Origin of the sequence: Streptomyces sp. NRRL S-87 (assembly GCF_000719335.1) — a bacterium.
Taxonomy (GTDB): Bacteria; Actinomycetota; Actinomycetes; order Streptomycetales; family Streptomycetaceae; genus Streptomyces.
Genome location: NZ_JOGB01000012.1, coordinates 1 through 21,611, shown reverse-complemented (window position 1 = coordinate 21,611; position 21,611 = coordinate 1). Strand labels below are relative to the sequence as shown.

At 73.9% G+C, this 21,611-nt stretch carries 24 protein-coding genes; 14 read left to right on the top strand and 10 right to left on the bottom strand.

Translation table 11 applies throughout. The features are described 5' to 3' along the window. The first annotated feature begins 296 nt into the window (after nt 1-296). Nucleotides 297-1,118, top strand: coding sequence for a class I SAM-dependent methyltransferase (locus IF43_RS42570; protein WP_030196951.1), 822 nt, complete (start codon nt 297-299; stop codon nt 1,116-1,118). A gap of 301 nt (nt 1,119-1,419) precedes the next feature. On the opposite strand, the gene IF43_RS0109870 is transcribed toward IF43_RS42570, so the two are convergent. Next, entirely contained in the window at nt 1,420-1,923 is a 504-nt protein-coding gene (locus IF43_RS0109870) for a hypothetical protein (RefSeq protein WP_030196947.1), read from the bottom strand. Nucleotides 1,924-2,226: 303 nt separating this feature from the next. On the opposite strand from IF43_RS0109870, the gene IF43_RS0109865 reads away from it, so the two are divergent. From IF43_RS0109865 to IF43_RS0109835, 7 genes are all read left to right on the top strand, one after another. Beyond that, complete coding sequence (locus IF43_RS0109865) at nt 2,227-2,418, top strand: DUF1272 domain-containing protein (protein WP_030196943.1); 192 nt, start codon at nt 2,227-2,229, stop codon at nt 2,416-2,418. A gap of 214 nt (nt 2,419-2,632) precedes the next feature. After that, a complete protein-coding gene (locus IF43_RS42565) occupies nt 2,633-3,061 on the top strand; it encodes a putative Ig domain-containing protein (protein ID WP_030196939.1) in 429 nt (142 codons plus the stop codon). A 209-nt stretch (nt 3,062-3,270) separates the two neighbouring features. Next, entirely contained in the window at nt 3,271-3,546 is a 276-nt protein-coding gene (locus IF43_RS0109855) for a DUF4158 domain-containing protein (RefSeq protein WP_051795015.1), read from the top strand. Between the two features lie 21 nt (nt 3,547-3,567). Then, nucleotides 3,568-4,020: a helix-turn-helix domain-containing protein gene (locus tag IF43_RS42075; RefSeq protein ID WP_199922706.1), complete on the top strand. Its 453-nt coding sequence runs from the start codon at nt 3,568-3,570 to the stop codon at nt 4,018-4,020. After that, entirely contained in the window at nt 4,010-5,545 is a 1,536-nt protein-coding gene (locus IF43_RS0109845) for a S1 RNA-binding domain-containing protein (RefSeq protein ID WP_324605098.1), read from the top strand. The genes IF43_RS42075 and IF43_RS0109845 overlap by 11 nt, the downstream gene beginning before the upstream one ends. A gap of 298 nt (nt 5,546-5,843) precedes the next feature. Then, nucleotides 5,844-6,545, top strand: a complete 702-nt coding sequence (locus tag IF43_RS0109840; protein ID WP_030196925.1) for a PP2C family serine/threonine-protein phosphatase — start codon at nt 5,844-5,846, stop codon at nt 6,543-6,545. A 315-nt stretch (nt 6,546-6,860) separates the two neighbouring features. After that, nucleotides 6,861-7,046 (top strand): hypothetical protein, encoded by a 186-nt coding sequence (locus IF43_RS0109835; protein WP_030196924.1) that lies wholly within the window; start codon nt 6,861-6,863, stop codon nt 7,044-7,046. Nucleotides 7,047-7,170: 124 nt separating this feature from the next. Here IF43_RS0109835 and IF43_RS0109830 read toward each other — a convergent pair whose 3' ends face one another. From IF43_RS0109830 to IF43_RS42070, 8 genes are all read right to left on the bottom strand, one after another. Further along, nucleotides 7,171-7,791 carry a GNAT family N-acetyltransferase gene (locus IF43_RS0109830; protein ID WP_030196923.1) on the bottom strand — a complete coding sequence of 207 codons (621 nt, stop codon included), beginning with the start codon at nt 7,789-7,791 and terminating at the stop codon, nt 7,171-7,173. A 142-nt stretch (nt 7,792-7,933) separates the two neighbouring features. Then, on the bottom strand, nt 7,934-9,340 hold the full coding sequence (locus tag IF43_RS0109825) for an MFS transporter (protein ID WP_078910031.1): 1,407 nt from the start codon (nt 9,338-9,340) through the stop codon (nt 7,934-7,936). Between the two features lie 136 nt (nt 9,341-9,476). Further along, nucleotides 9,477-10,286: a hypothetical protein gene (locus IF43_RS0109820; protein ID WP_030196912.1), complete on the bottom strand. Its 810-nt coding sequence runs from the start codon at nt 10,284-10,286 to the stop codon at nt 9,477-9,479. 94 nt (nt 10,287-10,380) lie between these two features. Further along, complete coding sequence (locus IF43_RS0109815) at nt 10,381-11,796, bottom strand: histidine-type phosphatase (protein ID WP_030196908.1); 1,416 nt, start codon at nt 11,794-11,796, stop codon at nt 10,381-10,383. 168 nt (nt 11,797-11,964) lie between these two features. Further along, nucleotides 11,965-12,795 carry an ammonia-dependent NAD(+) synthetase gene (gene nadE, locus IF43_RS0109810; RefSeq protein WP_030196905.1) on the bottom strand — a complete coding sequence of 277 codons (831 nt, stop codon included), beginning with the start codon at nt 12,793-12,795 and terminating at the stop codon, nt 11,965-11,967. A 121-nt stretch (nt 12,796-12,916) separates the two neighbouring features. Beyond that, entirely contained in the window at nt 12,917-13,909 is a 993-nt protein-coding gene (locus IF43_RS0109805; RefSeq protein WP_234332058.1) for an isocitrate lyase/phosphoenolpyruvate mutase family protein, read from the bottom strand. 14 nt (nt 13,910-13,923) lie between these two features. Continuing rightward, nucleotides 13,924-14,529: a DsbA family protein gene (locus IF43_RS0109800; protein ID WP_234332056.1), complete on the bottom strand. Its 606-nt coding sequence runs from the start codon at nt 14,527-14,529 to the stop codon at nt 13,924-13,926. 198 nt (nt 14,530-14,727) lie between these two features. Next, nucleotides 14,728-14,886: a DUF6126 family protein gene (locus IF43_RS42070; RefSeq protein WP_199922705.1), complete on the bottom strand. Its 159-nt coding sequence runs from the start codon at nt 14,884-14,886 to the stop codon at nt 14,728-14,730. Nucleotides 14,887-15,076: 190 nt separating this feature from the next. Between IF43_RS42070 and IF43_RS0109790 the strand changes: the two genes are divergently transcribed. The 5 genes from IF43_RS0109790 (at nt 15,077) to IF43_RS36295 (ending at nt 20,471) form a co-directional block, all read left to right on the top strand. Beyond that, on the top strand, nt 15,077-15,493 hold the full coding sequence (locus tag IF43_RS0109790) for a GntR family transcriptional regulator (protein WP_037887936.1): 417 nt from the start codon (nt 15,077-15,079) through the stop codon (nt 15,491-15,493). Then, nucleotides 15,490-16,491, top strand: a complete 1,002-nt coding sequence (locus IF43_RS0109785) for an ATP-binding cassette domain-containing protein (protein WP_078910030.1) — start codon at nt 15,490-15,492, stop codon at nt 16,489-16,491. Before IF43_RS0109790 ends, IF43_RS0109785 begins: the two co-directional genes overlap by 4 nt. After that, on the top strand, nt 16,488-17,441 hold the full coding sequence (locus tag IF43_RS0109780) for a transporter (RefSeq protein ID WP_030196890.1): 954 nt from the start codon (nt 16,488-16,490) through the stop codon (nt 17,439-17,441). The genes IF43_RS0109785 and IF43_RS0109780 overlap by 4 nt, the downstream gene beginning before the upstream one ends. A 330-nt stretch (nt 17,442-17,771) precedes the next feature. Further along, a complete protein-coding gene (locus IF43_RS0109775; RefSeq protein WP_030196887.1) occupies nt 17,772-18,584 on the top strand; it encodes a class I SAM-dependent methyltransferase in 813 nt (270 codons plus the stop codon). Between the two features lie 405 nt (nt 18,585-18,989). Further along, on the top strand, nt 18,990-20,471 hold the full coding sequence (locus IF43_RS36295) for a glycosyltransferase family 39 protein (protein ID WP_063753297.1): 1,482 nt from the start codon (nt 18,990-18,992) through the stop codon (nt 20,469-20,471). Here the strand turns inward: IF43_RS36295 and IF43_RS0109765 are convergent. Next, nucleotides 20,437-20,949, bottom strand: a complete 513-nt coding sequence (locus tag IF43_RS0109765; RefSeq protein WP_030196882.1) for a GNAT family N-acetyltransferase — start codon at nt 20,947-20,949, stop codon at nt 20,437-20,439. The two genes, IF43_RS36295 and IF43_RS0109765, sit on opposite strands and share 35 nt — an antisense overlap. Before the next feature lie 128 nt (nt 20,950-21,077). On the opposite strand from IF43_RS0109765, the gene IF43_RS41560 reads away from it, so the two are divergent. Beyond that, nucleotides 21,078-21,440 carry a hypothetical protein gene (locus IF43_RS41560; RefSeq protein WP_037887934.1) on the top strand — a complete coding sequence of 121 codons (363 nt, stop codon included), beginning with the start codon at nt 21,078-21,080 and terminating at the stop codon, nt 21,438-21,440. Nucleotides 21,441-21,611 lie beyond the last annotated feature (171 nt).

Below are 21,611 nucleotides of genomic sequence, written 5' to 3'. Positions count from 1 at the left end.
GCGGGCCCCGCACGGAAGGGTGGTCCCGTCCCTCCCCCGGTCGGGCGGCGGGAGCGCCCGGGCCGAGCCCCCGCCGGTGTCCCACGAAAGGGTGGTGGCGGTGTCGACGACACCTCCGGGTGCCGGTGCCGGTGCCGGTGCCGGTGCCGGTGGCGTGGTGTTGGGGATGCTGCCGTGTGCCGCTGGCCGTGGTGCGGGGAGTGCTGCCGTGCGGGGGTGGTCACGGTGCCGAGGACGTCGCCGCGGCCCGTGTCGTGCGGGCCGCGGCCGGCACGGCGGCCCGATAGTGGGGAGCTGTGAGCAGTGACGACGTCTCCCACGAACAGGCCCGGGAGGACCCGGCCGACGCCGGGCGCCCGGACGCGGACCGGGGCACCGACTGGACCGGCGCCGCCGGAGCCCGCGCCTTCGCCGCGGTGACGGCCGACACGGACTGGCTGCTCGGCTACCCGTTCGTCTTCGAGGCGCTCGCCCGTCGCGTCCGCGAGGGCGACGTGCTCGTCGACTTCGGGTGCGGACCCGGCCGGGTGGCCGGCAGCGCCGCGGCGCGGCTCGGCGTCCGGCTGGTGGGCGTGGACACCAGTCCCGAGATGCTGGCCCTGGCCCGCGAACTGGGCACGCCCGGGGCGGAGTACCACCTCGTGGAGAACGGACGGGCCACCGGGCTCCCGGACGCCTGCGCCGACGCGGTCATGTGCAACCACGTGCTCGCCTCGCTGCCCTCCGAGGACGCGGTGCTCGGGGTGTTCGCGGAGGTGCGGCGGCTGCTGCGGCCCGGCGGCCTGTTCGTGCTGCTGAGTACCGACCCCGCCTGCGCCGGCCGCCCGTACGCATCGCTCCGGATCGGCGACGCCGGCCGGGCGTACCGGCCCGGCGAGGAGCTGACCCTGCGCCTGCTGCGTACGGACGGCAGTTGGCAGGAGGTGCGCAACCGCGCCTGGCCGGTCGAGGTCTTCCCGCGCCTGCTCGAACGCGCCCGGTTCCGGGAGGTGGTCCAGCGCCGGCCCACCGTGGACGAGGCGGTCGGCGTAGCCGACGCGGCGCTCGTGCACGGCCGCACCTGGGATGCGGAGCGGGCCTGGCCGCCCCTCGTGGTCACGACGGCGGTCGCCACATGAGCCGCGACGGCGGCGCGGGCGGCGTGCCGTCCGGCGGGGCCGGCGTCGAGCGGTGCGGCCGGCGGCGTAGCCCCGTCGGCCAGGAAGCTCGCCATCCGGCGGGGCACCGAGGTGCACTTGTCCAGGGGCGGGAGCGTGCCGGGGGCCGTGCCCGGCGGCCTGACCGCGGCCGGGGGGCCTAACCGTGGCCCGGGGCATGACCCCGCCCCGGGGGCCTGACCGCGCCCCGGGGCCTGACCGTGGCCTGGGGACCGGGGGCCCGGCCGTTTCCGGTGGCCGGCCCCCGGCCCCGGGAGGCGGCTCAGTGGAAGAGCAGCGAGGCGTCCCCGGCCGCCGTGGTCACCGACCCCGGGCACAGGAAGCTGCCGGAGGTCTTCGCCGCGGTGAAGGCCTGGTTCACGTACTTGCGGGTGGCGCCGTCACGGTTCCAGACGACGTTGGTCACGCGGTAGCGGCAGGAGATGAAGCTCTGCTTGCCGGTGATGTCGATGACGTCGGCCTTGGCCGTGCCGGCCGCGTCGTCGAACGTCACGGCGGGGTTGTTGTTCAGCGACGCGGTGATGCCGCCGCCGCACGCGAGGTTGCCCCCGGGCTTGTTGATGGTGGCGCGGTCGATCGTCAGTGCGCTCGGGGGATTGGCGCTGGTGCGGGCGTTGGTCCACGTACAGGTGTTGCCCGCCACCACGATGACGCCGTCGACCTGCTGGTCGGCCGTGGGCCCCAGGGCGCTCGCCGCGGTGGCGGCGCCGGCGGTGGCGGCGACGAGCAGGGCGGTGACGCACGACAGTTTCGAGATCGTCCTCATGTCGCTCCTTCTGGACACGTCCTTGTGGGGGTGTGCGGAGCCCGGACTCCGAGTCGGGCGGGCGGAGCCGTGCGCGGATCCGGGTGCGTCAAGGAAGGTCCCACAGGGCTCCGCAATTGTCAGGGCCTCGTCAAGTCATTGGCCGGAAGGAGCCGTGCCGCGCGGGCCGGTGGCAGGATCGGTGGGGAGCCCGGCAGGACCCGCGCTGTTCCTCCAAGATCGAGTGACCGAGAATCGAGGGGTCGACGTCCGGTCCGGCCCGCCGAGGGCGGCCGCCGACCGGCGACCCACCGAAGGAGAGTCATGGCCCTGGAGATGCGCAGCCTGTGCGAGAAGTGCACGACCACCGAACTGGCACCGGACGCGGCGGCGTTCATCTGCTCGTACGAGTGCACCTTCTGCGTCTCGTGCGCCGAGGCGATGGACCGCACCTGCCCCAACTGCGGCGGTGAACTGGTGTCCCGCCCTCGTCGCGCCACGGCCGCCGCCGCCTGACCCCGCCGCTGGGCACGGTCGTCGGGGGAGTCGGGGGAGTCGGGGGAGTCGGGGGAGTCGGGCGAGTCGGGCACGGTCGGCGGGGCCGTGCAACCCCCCAGTTCTGCGGGGATCCGTCGCTCTGGTGAGGGGTCTGGCCGGATTCCTATGCTGCGGGCGCAAGCCGACGTACCACCGCACGTCCACCCGGCACCAGCCCGACTCGGAGGTCCTCTTGAGTACGTCCCCGCGCACCCGCCGGCGGTTCGCCGCCCTGTTCGTCAGCCTGTCCGCGACGGCCGCCCTGCTGGGCGCGACGGGCGGCACCGGCAACGCCGCCACGCTCACCCCGGCCACCGCCCCCACCGCCCACCGCGCGCCGCTGGGCGTGGTCGTCGTGGGCAACCCCGGTACGCAGACGAACCTCCAGTACGACGACGTCTACCTGCAGATGACGGTCGGCGGCGGCACGTACCCGTACACCTGGTCCGCGTCGAACCTGCCCCTGGGCACGTCTATCAACGCGAGCACCGGTCTCATCACCGGCATGGCGCGCGGCTCCGGCACGCGCACGGTGACCGTTACCGCCACCGACGCCACCGGCGTCCCCGGCAGCACCACCTTCACCTGGCGCGTCATCCGCGACGCCTGCCCGCGCTGCTGATCCGCGGCGTTTCGTCGCGAGGTCGCGAGGGGTGGGCGTCGGCGAGCGCCCACCCCTCGCGCATGCCCGCAGGGTGTCCTGGTGGGCCCTGCTCTCGTATAGCTACGGCGAACGGACGTGCAGCCCTGTGTGACCGCTGGTGAAGGTCGTTTCCCCGCGCTGGGCCTCTCGTTGAGCTGAACGAGTGACGTCGCGGCAAGGGCGGAGCGGTGCGGCAGGACTGGGAGCCGGAGGACCTGATCGAGGTCTGGATGCTGCTCGAAGACGACATGAAGCGGGTGCGGAACAAGTCCGGGACGACCCGGCTCGGGTTCGCCGTGCAGATCTGCACGGTCTGCTACATCGGCCGGTTCCTGGAAGAGGACCCACTCGCGGTGGCGTGGGAGGTCGTGGTGGCTGTGTCCACTAGAACGGGTTCTGGCACAACTTCTGTGGACCTGTTGCGGAGCGTGACTGGTGACGGCCCCGGTGGCGTGCGCCGCTGAACGATCGTGCAGGCTGGACACATGGCCAGTCGCGTTGAGAAGTACCTCGCCCACCTTGATCGACTTTCCGGAGGAAGGGAGCCCCGCTTCTTCCCTGTCGAGTCGACCAAGCAGGGGCTGCGGGGCGTGACGGAGATCGTTTATGACAACCTGCCGGACGGGCTTCTCACGGCGCTCACCTACGGCTTGTCGCTGGCGGAGCATCCCGATTGGCAGCACGGCTCGCCGGAACTCTGCCTCCTGCGCATGCGCACCCGTGAAGGCATGGCGGTGGCGCGGGCCGAGGGCAAGCTCAAGGGGAAGCAGCCCAAGCTCACCGCCCGCCAGCAGACGCACCTGGTCCAACAGCACCAGTCCGGCGAGCACACCATCGCAGACCTCGCCGAGCTCTTCTCCGTCAGCCGCGCCACCGTCTACCGCGTCCTTGAACGCCACCAGAACGCAGCCACGCCGTCGACTCCCGGTGGGCAGTGACGTGCTGCCCTACGTCTATCAGGTCACCAGGTACGACCCCGCCGACCGCGACCAGCACGGCCACTACGCCGGCCCTGAGGACACGACCTGCGACCACGGGCCGGTCGAAGCCGCCTACCTGCAGGCCGTCGCCGCCTTCGCCGAGGACAGCGGCGTCGACCAGCTGGCCATCCGCGAGCCGCAGCTCGGAGGCCTCGTCCACTTCGGCCTGGAGCCACCGGTCGACGGCTACGGCCTGGCCGGCCTCTTCCCCGCCGGCCCCGCCGGGTTCCACGACGGGGCACTCGTGCCGATCGGGGTCGGCTTGGAACTTGTCCGAGCGATGCTCCGCGACAACGGGGCCTGGTGCCGCCTGGAGGTCGAGGGAGAGTTCACGGTGCACGTCGGCTGGGACCAGTACCTCTACCTCGGCAGCAGCCGGCCCTGCGAAGCCGCGCTGACCCGCACCCGAGCGCTCGGCCTGTTCCCGGAACGCCTGGAGGCATCGCCGTACGACTTCGCCCCCGACGACCCCGCCTACGTGCAGCGCCCGGCCGACGCCGACTTCTGGGCCCGCCTTGGCTGGACCGTCGGCGCCCACCGCGCCACGTTCCTGGAGGAGACCTTCGCCCTCAACGCCTCCCGGTGGCACCGCCTGAGCCGCGACAACATCGAGACCGTCCGCTCCCAGCTGGCTCCACGTGCACAGTTGGCCGTCTGGCCGGACCTGCTCACCGACGTCGACACGGCCGTGGCCGCCCTGCCCGACGAAGGGCTGGTGGAGATCATCTGGGAGACGGAGGACGGGCACATCACCAGCACAGTCGTGGACGAGACCCAGTTCGAGGACGTGACCGCCCGGCTTGCCGGCGCGCGTGCGGCCGGCGTCGTATCCATGTACGCCGGTGAAGATCTCCCGCTGTTCACCGCTGTGCTGCCCGACAGCGACGGGGTACTCCGCGCGCGCTGGCAGACCGAGCCGACACCCAGCGACCGGGACTGGGCGTTCCTGAAGACCCTGCGCCGCGGCCAGGTCGTCACCGGCACGGTGACGTCCATCGCCAGTTTCGGCGTCACCTTCGTGGACATCGGCGGCTTCACCGCGATGATCAACATTCCGGAGCTCTCCTGGCGTCCGATCAACCACCCGTCCGACGTCGTCAGCGTCGGCCAGGAGGTCACGGCCGAGGTCCTCGACGTCGATATGGTCGGGGAGCGAGTGCCGCTGTCGCTTCGAGCAGTGCAGGAAGACCCGTGGCCGCAGGTAGCGCAGAGGATCGGCCAGGTGGTCACAGGGCCGGTCACCAAGATCGTGCCGTTCGGTGTCTTCGTCCGCATCGAAGACCGAGAGGACGGCTTTGCGGGGCTCGTGCACACCGACGAGCTGGATCAATCGCCGCAGGACGTCATCGAGGTCGGCGACGCTCTCACCGTGAAGATCGTGGATGTCGATCTCGTACGGCGCCGCATTGCCCTGTCGCAGAGGCAGGCCGACCCAGGGCGGAACGCTGAGACCCTGACAGCAGCACGTCAGATGGACTGCTGAAAGCTACTTGTCACTTCGTGGCAGCTTCGGGAGTCCAGGGCCGTCATCCAGGAAGAGCCGACTCCGGAAACTGACACTGGACCTCGCGCCCGGCTCAGCCGCGAGCACCACCCTGCGCTACATGTCCGTTTGCCGTAGCTGTACGAGAACAGGGCCTGGTCGTGCGGTGCCCGAAGGCCTCCGGAAATGCGCCGCCGGGGTGGGCGGGCGCGGTCCGCTCCGGCGATCTTCGGGCGTGCCTGTCGCCTCTGCGCCCGTGCCGGGCCACTATCGGTACTCCGCCCCGACAGGAGACCGCATGCCCGGCCACGCCACCGCCCAGCTGATCGGCGACCGCTCGCACCAGTGCGACGCGACCGCCACCTTCACCCACGAGGGCAGGCGGGCGTACGTCCTGCTGGACGGCATCGGCAGCAACGACGAGGTCCGGGCCTGGACGCGCGGCACCGCCCGCCGGCTGGCCGGCGCGGCAGCCCGCTCGGGCGCCGGGGCGGGGCTGCGCGCGGTCCACGCGGCGCTCGCGGCCGAGCCCGCCCGCCGGGTCGAGGGCGCCGAACCGCCCTGCGCGGTCGCCGTGGTGGCCACGACGGAGACCGGCGGCGAGCTGGAGGTGGCCTGGTGCGGCGACTCCCGCGCGTACCTCCTCGAGCCGGACGCGGTGGCCGCCGTACGCCTGACCACCGACCACAACATGCGCCGTCACCTGCTGGAGATGGGCATGGACCCCGGCCCGTACGCCCGCAACGTCGTGACGTCGTTCCTCGGCGACCCGCGTCCCGACCCGCTCATCGACGTCGTCCGGGTGCCCGCGCTCGGCCGGCTGCTGCTGGCCAGCGACGGTGCGTACGAGCCGCTCGAGGACGCGGGGCGGGGTCTGGAAGAGTACCTGCGGGGGCCGGTGCGGCGCGTGGCCCGCGAGCTGGTCGAAGCGGCGGTCGGCCTCGGCACGGGCCATGCGGACAACGCGACCGTCCTGGTCGCGGACCTGGGGTGGGGCTGACCGTCGGGGGCTGGGCTGACTGTGCGCAGGCGCAGCGCGAGACCCCGGGAGACGACGACGGATCCCGGGGTCTCTCTCTGCACTTCTTGCACTTCGCTTGACCGGCCTGTTCAACGACGGCCGGCAGGGGAGGTCACGGCCCGAGCACCACAGATTTCTCCGCGCGGGTCCGCCTCCGGCGTTCGGCGTGGTCCGCGAGGCGCCGCTGGGCATGCGGGCCGGTGCGCGGGGCCGCACCATGGCGGAGGACCCTACACGCGTCCGACCGGCCCCCGCTCCCCGCGGCGGGCCCCCGGACATGGGAGGTGCGTGGGCATGTACGAGATACACGCGGGCCTGGCCGAGGGCGGCCAGCCGGTCTGGCACCTGGTGGTGGCGGGCCAGAACGTGGCCGCCCTGTGCGGTGGCATGCTGGACGCCGGCGCCCCCGACGCCGGTCAGACGTACTGCTCGGTCTGTGTGGACGCCGTGGCCGACTCGGCCCCGGGGCGCGGCCGCTGACGCCCCGCGCCGCGGCTTGTGCCGCCCGCCCCGGGCCCGTGTCCGGCCCGTCCCTCTGGCGCGTCTCCCGGGCCTGTCTCCCTGGCCCGTCTCCCTGGCCCGTCTCCGGGGCCCGATGGGTGCCTCAGACGGCTCCGGTGGCAGCCTGCGCCGGCCTGCCCCGGTGCCGGGCCCATTCGGGTGCCAGGACGGACATGACGGTGGCGTCCACCCGTTCACCCTCCCAGAGCAGTGCGTGGCGCAGGACGCCCTCGGCGACGAAGCCGACCTTCTCGTACGCGCGGCGGGCGCGCGGGTTGAAGGCGTACACCTCCAGCGAGACCCGGTGCAGGCCCAGGCGTTCGAAGGCGTGGCCCACGATCAGGCGCGTCGCCTCCGTGCCGAGGCCGCGGCCGAGGGCGGCCGGAACGAGGCTGATGCGGAAGCCGCAGCTCTCGTTGTCCGCGTCCCAGTCGTTGAGCACGGCCTCGCCGACGACGCGGTCGGACGTCCGGTCGACGACGGCGAGGTCCAGGCGGTCGTCCTGATCGCCGCGCGAGCCGTACCAGGCGCGCAGCCGTTCCGGGTCGGCCGCGTCGTCGCCGTGACTGCCGGTCAGGCGGGTGGCCTCCGGGTCGAGGAACATCGGCAGCAGCGCGGGGACGTCCTCCGCCGTGACCGGTCGGAGCCGGACGACTTCGCCGGTGAGGGTGGGTTTGGTGCGGAAGTCGGGGGTCGCGGCGGAGTCGAGTCCATGATCGTTCATGGTGGCATTCTCTCCGGCCGGGGGGTGGAAGTCGCTTGGATTGCGGCCCGGGGATGTGGATTGCGGCCCGGGGATCGCGCCCCGGGGATTGCGGCCCGTGGGGTGAGTGAGGTGGGGCCCGGGTGTCCGCTCTGCGTGATCCTTACGGCCGGGCGCCTGCCAGCGTGTCCGGGGAACCCGCGTCCGTGGGGCCCGTGCCCTCGGGCCCTGTGACTGCAGGAGCGGTGGGGGCGGGTGTGTTCCCCGCGGTCGGGCTGCCTGCGGATCCGGTGTCGGCGGGCGCCTTGGCGGCGCGGCGCGCCAGTGCGTCGGCGTCGGTCCGGGCGTCGTACGTGAACAGCTTCGGCAGCAGCGCGGCCAGCACCGCCACCGACGCCACGCACGCCACCCCGCCCGTCCAGAAGGCGGCCCGCGTACCGGTCCAGCCCGCCATCGTGCCCGCGCGCACCTGGCCGAGCTGCGGTCCGACGCTGTACGACAGCACCTCTATGCCCGCCAGCCGCCCGCGCAGTGCGTCCGGGATGGTCTGGTTCCAGATGGTGGCCCGGCCCAGTCCGCTCAGCATGTCCCCGGCGCCCGCGACGGCGAGGCACAGCAGTACCAGCCAGATGTTCGCGGACCAGCCGGCGGCGGCGACGGCCAGGCCCCAGAGCGCCGCGCCGCACAGCACGAGCAGGCCGTGCCGGCGGATCTTCGACGTCCAGCCGCTGGTGAGGCCGAGGAGCAGCGATCCGACGGCCCCCGCCCCGTACATGAGGCCCAGCGCCCACACGGCGTCCAGCTCGTCGGCGAGGAACGGGAAGATCGCGTTGGGGAAGGCGAAGAACATCGCCGCCAGGTCCACTGCGTACGTGCCCAGCAGCACCGGCCGGCTCCAGGCGTAGCGCGCGCCCTCGGCGATGCCGCGCAGCGACGGTCGTTCGGCCCCGTGTGCGGGCGGCGCGGGGGAGAGGCGGGAGCACAGCAGGACCGAGACCGCGAAGCCGGTCGCCGTCACGGCGTACGCGGCGGCGTAGCCCGCGTAGGCCACGACCAGACCGGCGAGCGCCGGGCCGGCGATCGCGCCGATGTTGTAGCGGATCGAGTTGAGGGCGGCGGCCGCCGTCATCTGGTCGTGCGGCACGATCCGGGCCATCAGGGAGTCGAGGGCCGGGCGTTGCAGGCCCGCCAGTCCGGACACGCCGGCGGCCACCACGTACAGCGGCCACAGCAGCGGGTCCGGCAGCAGGGCGTTGACCAGCAGGACCAGGGCGAGCACGCCCAGGGCGGCCTCGGTGAGGAGGATCAGCCGCCGCCGGTCGACCGCGTCCGCGAGCGCGCCGCCGTACAGTCCGCAGACCACCAGCGGTACGAGCTCCACGGCGCCCATCGCGCCGACCGCGAGCGGCGATCCGGTCAGGCCCTTGATCTGCAGCGGTAGCGCGATCATGGCCATGAACGAGCCGAGGAACGTCACCGTGCCCTGCCAGAACAGCAAGCGGAAATCGCGGCTGGAGCGCCAGGGGGCCAGGTCGGGCAGGAGCGCGGTCAGGCGGCGGGGATTGCTCACAACGGGCCATGGTCCCGGGTGCCCGCGGTGCCCCGCAAACGATTAATCCGGGGAAGGGTGGGTTTGTGTTCTACCTGTGGACCGGCTCCGGAGAGCGGGTCAGGGGCCCCGCCGGGGCGCGGCCGTCCGGACGTGCTCAGACGGCGGCGGGGAAGGGGTCCGGCGCCAGCCAGGTCGGGGCGTCCGCGCAGTGGGGGCAGTCCGCCGGTTCGAGGCTGCGTTCGAGCAGCGTGCGCCGGCGGGCGCCGACCGACTCCGCGACGGGTGCGCCGATGTCCGCGCAGAACGCACGGACGCGGTCGGCGCGGTCCGGTCGAGGTCGGATCCGCCGCCACACCGTCGGGAGCACGGCCAGCAGGGCGAGGGCACCGAGGGCGGTCCCGGCGGCCGGCAGGTCGTCGGGGCCGTACGGTGCGAGGTCCGTGAGGAGGCCGAGCAGCATCCCGTAGTGGACCGCCGCGTAGTAGAGGTAGAGGACCGTCACGAGACAGCCGGCGGCGCCGCGTTCCCGTGCCTGCGCCCAGCGGGGCAGGTTCCGGGTGTACGCCAGGGCGAACGCCTGGAACTGCACGGGCAGTCGGCCGTTCGCCACGAGGTGGCCGAGCCGCACGGGGTAGTGGCGCCCCCGGACGAGGTCGAGGAGCAGGGCCGGGGCCCGGCGGTCGGGCGTGCGCCCGGGGTCGCGGCCGGCCGCGGTGGGCCGCACCTCGCCCTCGGCGTCCACCTCGACGAGTCCGGCGGCCAGCAGCTCGGCCGCCGCGGCCACCACCGCCTCGTCCTGCCGGTCCGTCAGGAGCAGGGCGTAGTACGGGTCGACGCCGTGGGCCGCCAGGCGCCGGGCGACGAGCCGGTTGCGCCACCACCGCGCCGCCCACAGCAGCGCGAGGGCCGCGCACGGTATCAGCGCCGCGCGCAGCGACAACCTGATGAGCTCCGAGTGGTCCACCCGCCGAGGCTAGGCCGGTCCCCGCTCCCCCGTCGAACGGATTGCCCGACGCCACCCGTGGCCGACGGCTGCCGGCCACGGGGTCCTCACGGCCTCACTGCGCGCGGCCGAAGCAGCGCTCGAGTTCCGCCAGGTCGTAGAAGCGGCTGCCCGGGGCGACCGGGCGGCAGGAGGGCTTGAAGGCCGTCGCGCGCTCGTTGTACAGCATCCGCACGAGGTGCCGCGGGGCCTTGGCGGGGGTCCCGGCGGCGTCGGGGGCGGTCCGGGTGGCGTCGGGGGTGGTCCGGGCGTACAGCTCCCACTGGACGTTCACCGCCATCGGGGCCACCCGCTCGCCGCGCCAGTCGTTGTTGTCGTAGGAGTACGGCTCGTCGGCGGCCGCGGGCAGCGTGCTGCCCGGCAGGCCGAGCTGCACGGCCAGCGGGATCAGCTCCTCGGCGTGGGTGAAGCGCAGTGCGGCGGCGTTGTCGCTGCGTCCCGCCGCTTTGGCCTCGACCTGTGCGAAGAGGTCGTCGAGCAGGACGCCCGCCATGCCGTAGGTGATCGTCCGGCCGCGGAAGGCGGGCCCCTTCTCGTAGAACTCCTCGGCGTCGTCGAGGTACGCCAGCCACTCGGCGTCCCGGGGCGTCAGGAACGGGTCGAGGTCCACGTCCGGCGCCTCGTCCGCGAGGTCGGGCGCCGAGCTGTACAACGCGTGCAGGGACCGGGCGAACGCCACCCGGTCCGCGGCCGGCAGCGCGGCGGCGAACTCCTCGTCGAACAGCCGGGAGGCGACGTGCGCGGCCGTCCGGCCGGTCCGCGGGTCGGCGTCGATGCGGGCCAGCACCGCGGCCAGGTCGGGGTCGCCGGCGACGTACGCCTGGTAGTCGGCGTTCTGCGGCTGCTTGTGGAAGTACAGCAGGTTCTTGTCCGTGACCGGGGCCTGCACCAGACCCGCCAGGCCCGGGTCGCCCGCCGTCAGCCCGTCGGTGAACGAGCGGCCGCTGGCCACGGCCCGGGCCTGGCCCGAGGTCCTGACCTCGATCGGCTCGTGGCCGGCGACGGCCGCCTCGAACAGCCGCGGCAGCCGCCCGTGGAGCCGCTCGGCCATCTCCCGGTGCTCGCGCGCGCCGCGGCCGGACAGGGTGCCGTACCCGAGTGCCGCCGCCGCGGCGCCGAGCGCGCGCACCTGGGGGAGCAGCCGCTCGCCGAGGTAGGTCAGGGCGCCGGTGGCGTGCGCGGACTCCAGCGGCCGGAGCACCGCCTCCGCGTCCTCGCCGTCGGACATGGCCCGCGAGCCGTGCCGGGCGACGACCTCGGCGAAGACCGGGGTGTAGCCGCGCGGCGCGGGCGGCAGGTCCTCGGGGTGCTGCTGGGGCGCGTACGGGGTCTTCGTCCCGTAGAAGTGGGGGCGGCCGGCGTGCACGGGCCGGTCGAGGTCCTGTGCCGAGGCGCTGCTGCCCGCGGTCGCGACGGCGAGCAGGGCCACGGCGGAGGCGACACCGCGGGAGATGGTGCGGTTCCGGTTCACATGGGGTCCTTCGGGCGGAGGGACGCTGATGTCTTCAGCGCGCACGCACCCTCACCGGCGCGGGGGACGACCCGCCCACGCACCGGTGTGATCTTCGTGATCCTGGAGTGAACAAGTGAACAACCCGTGCGGACGCGGGATCCGGCCCGGGCTCCGCACGTTCTCGCGTCAGGGGGCGATCGGCAGCTGCCGCTTGTGCTCGGTGCGGTGGTAGCGGTCCACGATGGCCCTGAAGGCGGGCTCGCCGACCGGCTTGCCCTCCAGGAAGTCGTCGATGTCGTCGTACGTGACGCCGAGCGCGTCCTCGTCCGGCTTGCCCGGGTCGAGCGTCTCCAGGTCGGCGGTCGGGGTCTTCCAGACCAGCTCGGCGGGCGCGCCGAGGGCCTCGGACACGGCCCGTACCCGGCGCTTGGTCAGACCCGTCAGCGGTACCAGGTCCGCGGCGCCGTCACCGAACTTGGTGAAGAATCCGGAGATCGCCTCGGCGGCGTGGTCGGTGCCCACCACCAGGCCGTCGTGGGCGCCGGCAACCGCGTACTGGGCGACCATGCGCTGGCGGGCCTTGATGTTGCCGTGGACGAAGTCCTGGTGGTGCGCGTCGCGGAAGGCGGTGCCGGCGGCCAGGGCGGCCTCCAGCGCGGCGTCGCTGGCCGGCCGCACGTCCACCGTCAGGACCCGGTCGGCCCGGATGAAGTCCAGCGCCAGCTGCGCGTCCTTCTCGTCGGCCTGGGTGCCGTACGGCAGGCGCATCGCGAAGAACGTCGCCTCCCGGCCTGTGGCGCGGACCCGCTCGACCGCGAGCTGGCACAGCCGGCCCGCGGTCGTGGAGTCCACGCCGCCGCTGATGCCCAGCACCAGGGAGCGCAGGCCCGACTCGAGGAGCCGGTCGGCGAGGAAGGCCACCCGGCGCTCGATCTCCTGCTGGGCGTCGAAGGTCGCGGGCACCTGGAGATCCCGGGCGATCTCCTGCTGCAGGGTCATGGGCGCCAGGTCGGTCACGGTGGTTCCTCCGTCGGTTCTGCGGTCGGTTCTGCGGCCTGCTGAGGTCCGTAGGGGGAACTCTAGAGGAGGACCGCTGAGGTCACGCCGGGGAGCCGGTCGGGGAGCTTGCGGGAGCGGGTCAGGGAGCCGGGCGGGTGCCCTCCGTGGTCGCGAGCAGGAGGGAGTTGAGGGTCGGGTAGTCCAGGCCGCCCTCCAGGCTGGTGGTGGTGCCCTCCGTGAGCAGCTCCCGCGCGGCGCGCGCGGCCAGTCCGTACGCCGCCTCGGCGAGCGCCGCGCCCGCGCTGATCCTGGCGGCACCGGCGGCGGCGAGCTCGGCGACCGGTAGGCTGCCGGGCCCGGCGGACACGTTGACCGGCACGGGCGAGGCCGAGGTCAGGGCCCGCACCTCGTCGGCGCGGAGCGTGCCGAGGACGAAGACGCCGTCGGCGCCGGCGGCCGCGTACGCGTGGGCCCGCTCCAGGGTCTCCGGCAGCCAGCGGTCGCGCGTACCGGCGGGCAGGAGGCGGTGGGTGTCGATGCGGGCGTTGAGGTACAGCGGGACGCCCGCCGCGTCCGCCGCGGCGCGGGCGGCGGCGAGCCGCTCGGTCTGCTCCGCCACGGGGCGCAGTCCGTCCTCCAGGTTCACGCCGACGATCCCGACGGCCAGCACGCGGCGGACGGTCTCGGCCACCCCCTCGGGGTCCTCGGCGTACCCGGTCTCGATGTCGGCGGTCACCGGGATGTCGACGGCCTCGGCGATCCGGCCGAGTGCGGCCAGCGCCTCGTCGCGCGCGAGGTGGCCGCCGTCGCCGTGGCCGAGGGACCAGGCGACACCGGCGCTGGTGGTGGCCAGGGCGGCGGCGCCGGCCCCGGCCACCAGACGGGCGGAGACGACGTCCCAGGCGTTGGGGAGGACGAGGGGTTCGCCCGGGACGTGCAGCGAGCGGAAGAAGGCGGCGGTGGCGGCGGTCCGGGCGGTGTCCGAGGTCCGCGTGCTGGGGGTGGGGGCGGCGGTGGCGGGGGCAGCGGTGGTGGCGGGGGCCGTGGTGGCGGCGGTGGGCCCGGTGGTGTTCGTGGTGTTCGTGGTGTTCGTGGCGCTCATGGTGTTCGTGGCGTTCATGGTGTTCGGCACGGTGCGGTTCCTCCTCACGAGAAGTCCAGCGACCCGGTGCGGGTCCGCTTGAGCTCGAAGAACCGGTCGTACCCGGCCAGCAGCCGGACCCCGTCGAAGACGCGCAGTGCGTCCTCGCCCCGCGGGATCGCGGTGAGCACGGGGCCGAAGAACGCCGTGCCGTCGATGTGCAGGGTGGGCGTGCCGACCTCCTCGCCGACCGGGTCCATGCCCTGGTGGTGGCTCTTGCGCAGCGCCTCGTCGTAGTCGGTGCGGTGCGCCGCCGCGGCGAGCTCCACCGGCAGTCCGGCCTCGGCCAGCGCTTCTCGGATCACGGCGTCGTCGGCGGGCCGGTCGGCGTCGTGCAGCCGGGTCCCGAGGGCGGTGTACAGGTCGCGCAGCACGTGCTCACCGTGCTCCTGCGCCGCCGCGATGCAGACCCGCACCGGCCCCCAGCCGGTCTCCATGAGGCGCTGGTAGCGCTCGGGGAGGTCCTCGCGGCCCTCGTTGAGTACCGACAGGCTCATGACGCGGAAGGTCAGGTCGAGCTCACGCTGGCGCTCGACCTCCAGGATCCAGCGCGAGGTGATCCAGGCGAACGGGCAGATCGGGTCGAAGTAGAAGTCAACGGTGTTGGTCACGCTGCCGAGCCTAGGCAGCTACTGGCCTCCCCAGTAGGGCCAATCCGATGCCGTGACCTTGGTCCATTCGACCGTCCGGCCTGCCCGTGCGTGAGCCTGCGGCCCCGGGCGGTCGGGGGCCGGCAGGGCGGGGCACCGGGTTCGCCGGCGCCCGGGCGCCACCACGGGCGCCCGAGGGTTCGCAGGCGCGGGCGGAGGTCACTTCTTGGCGTGCTCGCCCACGTAGAAGAGCAGCCACACGAAGCCGGCGAACAGGTGCGTGCCGAAGATGTAGAAGAACGCGCGCAGCGCCACCCCCCTCTGCAGCCACCTCTCATGCCGCTCGGCGGCGCCGTCTCCGGGCTGGTCGGCCTTCACTCCGTCGGCTCCTCGCCTCGTTCGGTCAGTGCGGAACGCCACAAGTCTATGGGGCCGCCTCCTCCCGGCCCCCGGCCGCGGGGCCGGCTCCTCCCGGCCCCCGGCCGCGGGGGCGCCTCCTCCCGGCCCCCGACCCCGGGGGCGTTTGACAGCGGGGCGGACCTGGATCCATGCTTTCACTACTCAATTAGTGAAAGCATGGAAGGTGGACGTGGTCGAGTACCAGATCGACCGGTCGAGCGGCGTCGCGGCGTACGTGCAGATCGTGCGCCAGACCGAGCAGGCCCTGCGCATGGGCACGCTCCAGGTCGGCGACAGGCTGCCGACCGCCAAGGAGGTCGTCGAGGCCACCGCCATCAACCCCAACACCGTGCTCAAGGCGTACCGCGAGCTGGAACGGGCCGGCCTCGTCGAGGCCCGGCGCGGCCTCGGCACGTTCGTCAGGCGATCGCTGGCGCGCCCCGGCACGGAGGCGGACTCCCCGCTGCGTGCGGAGCTCGCCGCGTGGATGGCGCGGGCCCGGGCGGCGGGACTGGACCGGGCGGACATCCTCGCCCTCTTCACCGCTGCCCTGGACGACACGAACACCACACAGGAGGACGCATGACCGGGACCACCGGGCCGGCCGCACTGCGCGCCACAGGACTCGGCTACCGGTACCGTGCGCGCGGCGCCTGGGCGCTGCGGGACTGCGAGCTCGACCTGCCGCCGGGCCGGATCACCGCCCTGGTCGGCCGCAACGGCGCGGGCAAGAGCACCCTGCTCCATCTGGCCGGGGGCCTGCTGAGCCCGGCCGCGGGCGAGGTGCGGGTACTGGGCGCGGCACCGGGCACCGACGAGGCGCGCGCCCGGGTCGCGCTGCTCACCCAGGAACAGCCGCTCTACCCGCGGTTCACCGTGGCGGACACCCTGCGCCTGGGCGCCCGGCTCAACCGCTCGTGGGACCAGGGCGCGGCCGAGCGGACCGTACGGGAGGGCGACATCCCCCTGACCGCCCGGGTGGGGGACCTGTCGCCGGGTCGGCGGGCCCGGGTGGCGCTGGCCCTCGCCCTCGGCAAGCGCCCCGAACTGCTGTTGCTGGACGAGCCGCTGGCCAACCTCGACCCGCTCGTCCGCGGGGAGATCATGGCCACGCTGATGGCCGAGGCCGCCGAGCGCGGCACGAGCATCGTGCTCTCCTCGCACGTGCTGGCCGAGCTGGAGCAGACCTGCGACTGGGTGGTGCTGCTCCGCGAGGGCCGGGTCGCGCTCAGCGGCGACGCCGACGACCTGCGCGAGGGTCATGCCCTGGTCACCGGACACCGCGACGGTGTCGCGGACCTGGCCGACCACACCGTCGTGCACAGCCGCACGACCGGCCGGCAGCTGACCGCACTCATCCGCAGAAACGGTTCGCTGGGCGGTGACTGGCTGGAGCGGCGGCCCACTCTGGAGGACGTGCTCCTCGGCCACCTCCGTGCGGGCGGCGATCCGGGGTGCGGTGGGGACGGCGGGCCCGGTGGGGATAGCGGGTCTGGTGGGGTCGGCGGGCCCGGTGGGCCCGGCGTACATGACGAGAACGACGCGCACGGCGTGCGCGGCACGAACGACAAGGATGCGGAGTGAAAGGCTCCTTCTGGCTGGCCTGGCGCCAGCAGCGCGCACTGGTCCTGACCGCGGCGGCCGTCCTGGCCGCGGCCGCTGCGACGGCGGTGCGCTCCCGCTCGGGCATGCTGTCCGACCTGGACAGCGGCCTGTTCGCCCACTGCGACCCCGGCCCCCTGTACTGCACGGGCCCGGACGGCATGCCCCTGCAGCTCGACGTCCAACCGCTTGAGCTGCTCGGCTGGTTCAACATGGCCCTGCCGGTCCTGATCGGCATGTTCTGGGGCGCACCGCTGCTCGGCCGGGACCGGGAACTGGGCACGCACCGCATGGTGCTCTCCCAGGGCGTCGGCCGAACCCAGTGGTTCGCCGCACGGCTGGCCCTGGCCGCCGCGAGCGCCGTGGCCGTCTCCGGCCTGCTGGCCCTGCTGTTCACCTGGTGGTGGAGGCCGGCGGCCGACCGCAGCTACGGCATCTTCTGGTACGGGGCCGCGGCGCTGAGCGGGTCGGGCCCGCGCACCGTGGCCGCCGCCCTCTTCGGCCTGGCCGTCGGCACCCTCGCCGGCCTGCTGGTCCGCCGGGTGATGTCCGGCATGGCCCTGACGCTGCTGGTCACCGCGGCGGTCGTCGGATTCCTGGAGTGGGCCCACAAGACACGGCTGTTCGTGGCACCGCACGTGTACGTCACCCCCGGGTCCGTGCCCAAGGTGCCCATGGGGGACAAGTGGTCGGCCGGGCACTACGGCATGATCAACGCGTCCGGCGGGCGGGAGGGCATCGAGAACTGCCCCTTCCCCTCCAGTCCCGAGCTGGAGCGGTGCATGAGCCGGCACGGGTACGTCTCCCGCTTCTACGAAGCCAACCCCGTCTCCGACTACTGGACCTTCCAGTGGACCGACACCGCCCTGCTGGGCGGACTCGCCGCGGTCCTGCTGCTCGTCACGACGCTGCTGCTGCGCCGGCGGGTCTGACCGCCGTACGCCCGGCCGCGGTTCGCGGGGGTGACCGGGGCGGCGCCCGGGAGGCGCCGCCCGTGCCGGCCGCCTGAGTGGCGTCGCCGATTCCGGCTGCCCGGGCGGGGCCGGCTGTGCCGGCTGCCTGAGTGGCGTCACCGATGCCGGGTGCCCGGGCGGGGCCGGCTGTCCCGGTCGCCTGTTCCGGCTGCCCGGGAGGCGCCGCCTGTCCCGGCCGCCTGCGCGGTGCCTCCGGGCCCTGCCGCTCCGCCTCGTCCCGCCTCACCTCGTCTCCTCATCTCCCACCCCACGTTTCTCATCAGCACCGAGCAAGGAGGTCGCTTCGGCATGCCCGAAAACGCCAGGTCCCCGAAGAAGCTGAACAGCAACCGCTCCGCCCTTACCCACAAGGTCGGCTACGCGCTCCGCAACCCGGGCCGCGTCGCCCCGTACCTGCGCCGCGCCACCCGCGACGCGCTGCTGCGCCGCCAGTTCGGCGACGACCACGTCGCCTACTACCGGGCCGTCATGGCCTCCGACACCAAGCGCAACCCGGAGGCGGCCGTCGGCAGCCGCACCCATGACCGCTGGCTGGCCCTCGGGCAGATGCAGTACGAGTACCTCGTGGAGCACGGGCTGCGCCCGGAACACCGCATGCTCGACATCGGCTGCGGCAACCTGCGCGGCGGCTGGCGCTTCATCGGGCACCTCGACGCCGGCAACTACTACGGCATCGACATCTCGCCGGACATCCTCATAGCCGCGAAGCGGACCCTCACGGAGCGCGGGCTCCAGGGCAAGCTCCCGCACCTGACCATCACGGACGACCTCACGCTCGGTTTCCTGCCGGACGGCCACTTCGACGTCGTCCACGCCCACAGCGTCTTCTCCCACTCGCCGCTTCCGGTGATCGACCAGTGCCTCGCGCACGTGGGACGCGTACTGACCGACACCGGGTTCTTCGACTTCACCTTCGACCGCACCGAGGGCGCCGAGCACCAGGTGCTCCGCGAGGACTTCTACTACCGCACCGAGACGCTGCTCGCGCTCGCCCGCGCGCACGGGCTGCACGCGCGGTTCATGGACGACTGGGAGGAGCGGCCGCACGGCCAGTCGAAGATACGGGTCAGCCGAGCACCGCTGCCGGGCGGCACCCGTTGACCCACGCCGCCCCGAGCCGCGCTTGCGCCCCCGAGCCACCGGCGCTCCCGTGAAAGCCCCCGTGAAGACCCCGTGAAAGCCCCCGTGATGCCGCCTCCCGTACGCCCGCCCGGCCGGCCTCCCGTGCCGGTGCCTGGGCCGCTCCCCGGGCGCCCGCCCGCGCCGGTACCCGATCGGCCGCCGGACGCGTCACCGGATCCGTCACCCGGTCCGTCCCCCGACGCGTCACCCGCTCCGGCGCCCCGCTCGCCGTCCCGTTCGCCGTCCCGTTCGCTGACGGCGGCCCTCCCCGCCGCCCTGGCCCTCGCGCTGGGTCTGTGGGGGATCACCCGCCGGGGATCGCTCTGGCGCGACGAGGCCGCGACCTGGCAGGTCGCCCACCGCAGCCTCACCGAACTCGCCCGCATGCTCGGCGAAGTGGACCTCGTCCACGGTCTCTACTACGCCCTCGTCCACGGGGTGTTCGCCGTCGCCGGCGACTCGCTCACCGCACTTCGGCTGCCCTCCGTCCTGGCCATGACCGTCGCGGCCGCCCTCACCGCCGACCTGGGCGCACGTCTGGCCGGCCGCTGGGCGGGCCTGGGCGCCGGGCTCACCGTCGCGCTGCTGCCCCCGATGCAGCAGTACGCGCAGGAGGGACGGCCGTACGCCCTGGTCACGGCTGCGGTCGCGCTTGCCACCCGGCTGTTGGTGGCCGGGCTGGACCGACCGCGTGCCCGCGCCCTCTGGGCCGGCTACGCCGGTGCGGTACTGGCGGGCGCGCTGCTCAACTGGTTCTCCCTGCCGGTGCTGTTGGCGCACGCCGTCACGCTCGTGACGGTCCGGCCGCCGAGAGCGGTGACGCTGCGCTGGCTGCTCGCCGCGGGTGCGGCGGTGCTCGGTGCCGGGCCGCTGGTGTGGGCGAGCCGGAGCCAGTCGGGCCAGGTGTCGTGGATCCGGCCGGTCGACGGGCTCACGCTGGCCGGGGTCGCCGCCGGGCTGCTCCTGGTGGCGGGCTGCGCCGTGCTGCCGCGCGCCCGGCGGCCCTGTCCGGGCCGCGTGGGCGGTACGGGCGGCGCCGCGGGACGGCGGCCGAGCCTCGCCGCGGTGGCGGTGCCGCTGGGTGCCGTGCCGCAACTCGCGCTGCTCGCCGCCTCGTTCGCCGTACAGCCGCTGTACCTCACCCGGTACGTGCTCTACGCCGGGCTCGGGACCGCCCTGATGGCCGGCGCGCTGCTCGCGGAGCTCGCCGCGCGGTCGCGCGTCCGACCGGGGGCGTACCTCGGCGTGGCCACGGTCCTCGTGTTCCTCGCCCTGCTGCCGGTCGAGCTGCGGCTGCGCGGTGCCGAGGGGCGGGTGGACGACGTCCGGGCGGCCGCCGCGAGCGTGGCTGCCGTCCGCGGGGCGGGCGGCGGGGTGCTGTTCGTACCTGCCGCCCGGCGGGACACCGCCCTCACGACGCCGGACGCCTTCCGGGGACTTCGCGACCTCGCGCTCGGCCGCGGCCCGGTGGAGTCCGGCACGCTCCACGGGATCGAGGCCGGTCCGCGGGACGTCGCCCGGGCGATGCGGTGCGAGAGAAGGGTGGTCCTGGTCGCCGATGATGTGGGGGTCGGGTTGGGGGCGGGGGCGGGGGCGCGTGCCGGTGCCAGTGCGGGCGTGGGTGCGGGTTCGGGTGCGGGTGCGGGCGTGGGTGCGGGTTCGGGTGCGGGCGCTCGGGTGCCGGGCAACAGTCGGGATCGGGTCAAACTTCGGCTCCTGGAGGAGGAGTTCATCGTTCGCCACACGGCTGTGGGCGGCGGTCGGAGTGTCACCGTGTACGAGCGTCCTGGGGCGGTGGGCCCGTCGTGCCGCACTCCTGCTCCCGGCGCGGTCAGTCCGGCAGTTCGTCCGCCAGCAGGTCCATGAGCAGGCCGTCGTGCCAGGTTCCGTCAGCGCCGCGCTCGTACTGGCGCATGATGCCGACGGGCCGGAAGCCGACCTTGGTGTAGCAGCGGATGGCGGGGGTGTTGTCGGCGGCCGGGTCGATGACGAGGCGGTGGAATCCGTGGTCGTGGACGAGGTGGCGGGCGAGCGTCCGCACGGCGTCCGTGCCCAGCCCCCGGCCGTGCACGGCCGGGTCCAGGAAGAGGTCGATGCCTGCGTGCCGGTAGTCGGGCTCGTCCTCGGCGTGCCACTGGATCATGCCGACGATCGTGCCCCGGTGGCGGATCGTCAGGCAGGTGACGTCCGGGTCGGCGAGGTCCTCGGCGACCTCGCCGGCCAGGTCCGCGCCGCCGCGCCAGCGGGCCCGGACCTCCGGCGTGGCCCGGATGGCGGCCAGGGCGGGCACGTCCTCGGCGGTGGCGGGGCGCAGCTCGAGCGCGTCGCCGTGCAGTACGGTCATCGGGCCAGCCTAGGCCCGGGCCGCCGGCTACGGCAGAGCAGGACGCGTTGAGGCCGGGCGTGGATGCTTCCGGCTGTACGGGGTACGCGAGCGCGGACGACGAAGCACTCAGGCAAGGGACACCAGCCATGACTCAGGACCCTGAAGCGGTGGGCGAGCCGCACGAGCCGACTCCCGCCGAGCACGAGGCCCGCGACCGGGTCCGTCGCCGGGCCACCGGCATGACGCACCACCAGGCCGCAGAGGCCCTCGACGAGGCGAGGCACGCAGCGGGCGAACTCGTGGACGCGGATGCGGATGTGGATGCGGATACGGACGCGGATACGGACGCGGATGCGGATGCGGATGCGGATGCGGACGCAGGCATCGCGGCCGAGGTCGCGGAATGGCAGCGGATCACCGACCTGCTCTTCGACCACGGCGGGCCGTACTCGGTAGAGGCCGACGCGTACGTGCAGGGCGAGCTCACCGCACGCCGTGACGGCCGGTAGCTTTGCAGCCTCCCTTACCCGACGTGGCGGCACTGTGGTGTGCCGGCCGGTGTCGGGGTGGGCTCGCTTCGTGGGGCCGTCCCGTGGTGTGTGGGTCCCCTCGGCGCTTGACAGGGGCGGCCTGCAGGCCTCCCCCAGCTACCGCTGGGAGGTACCCCCAGCGGCAGGCCC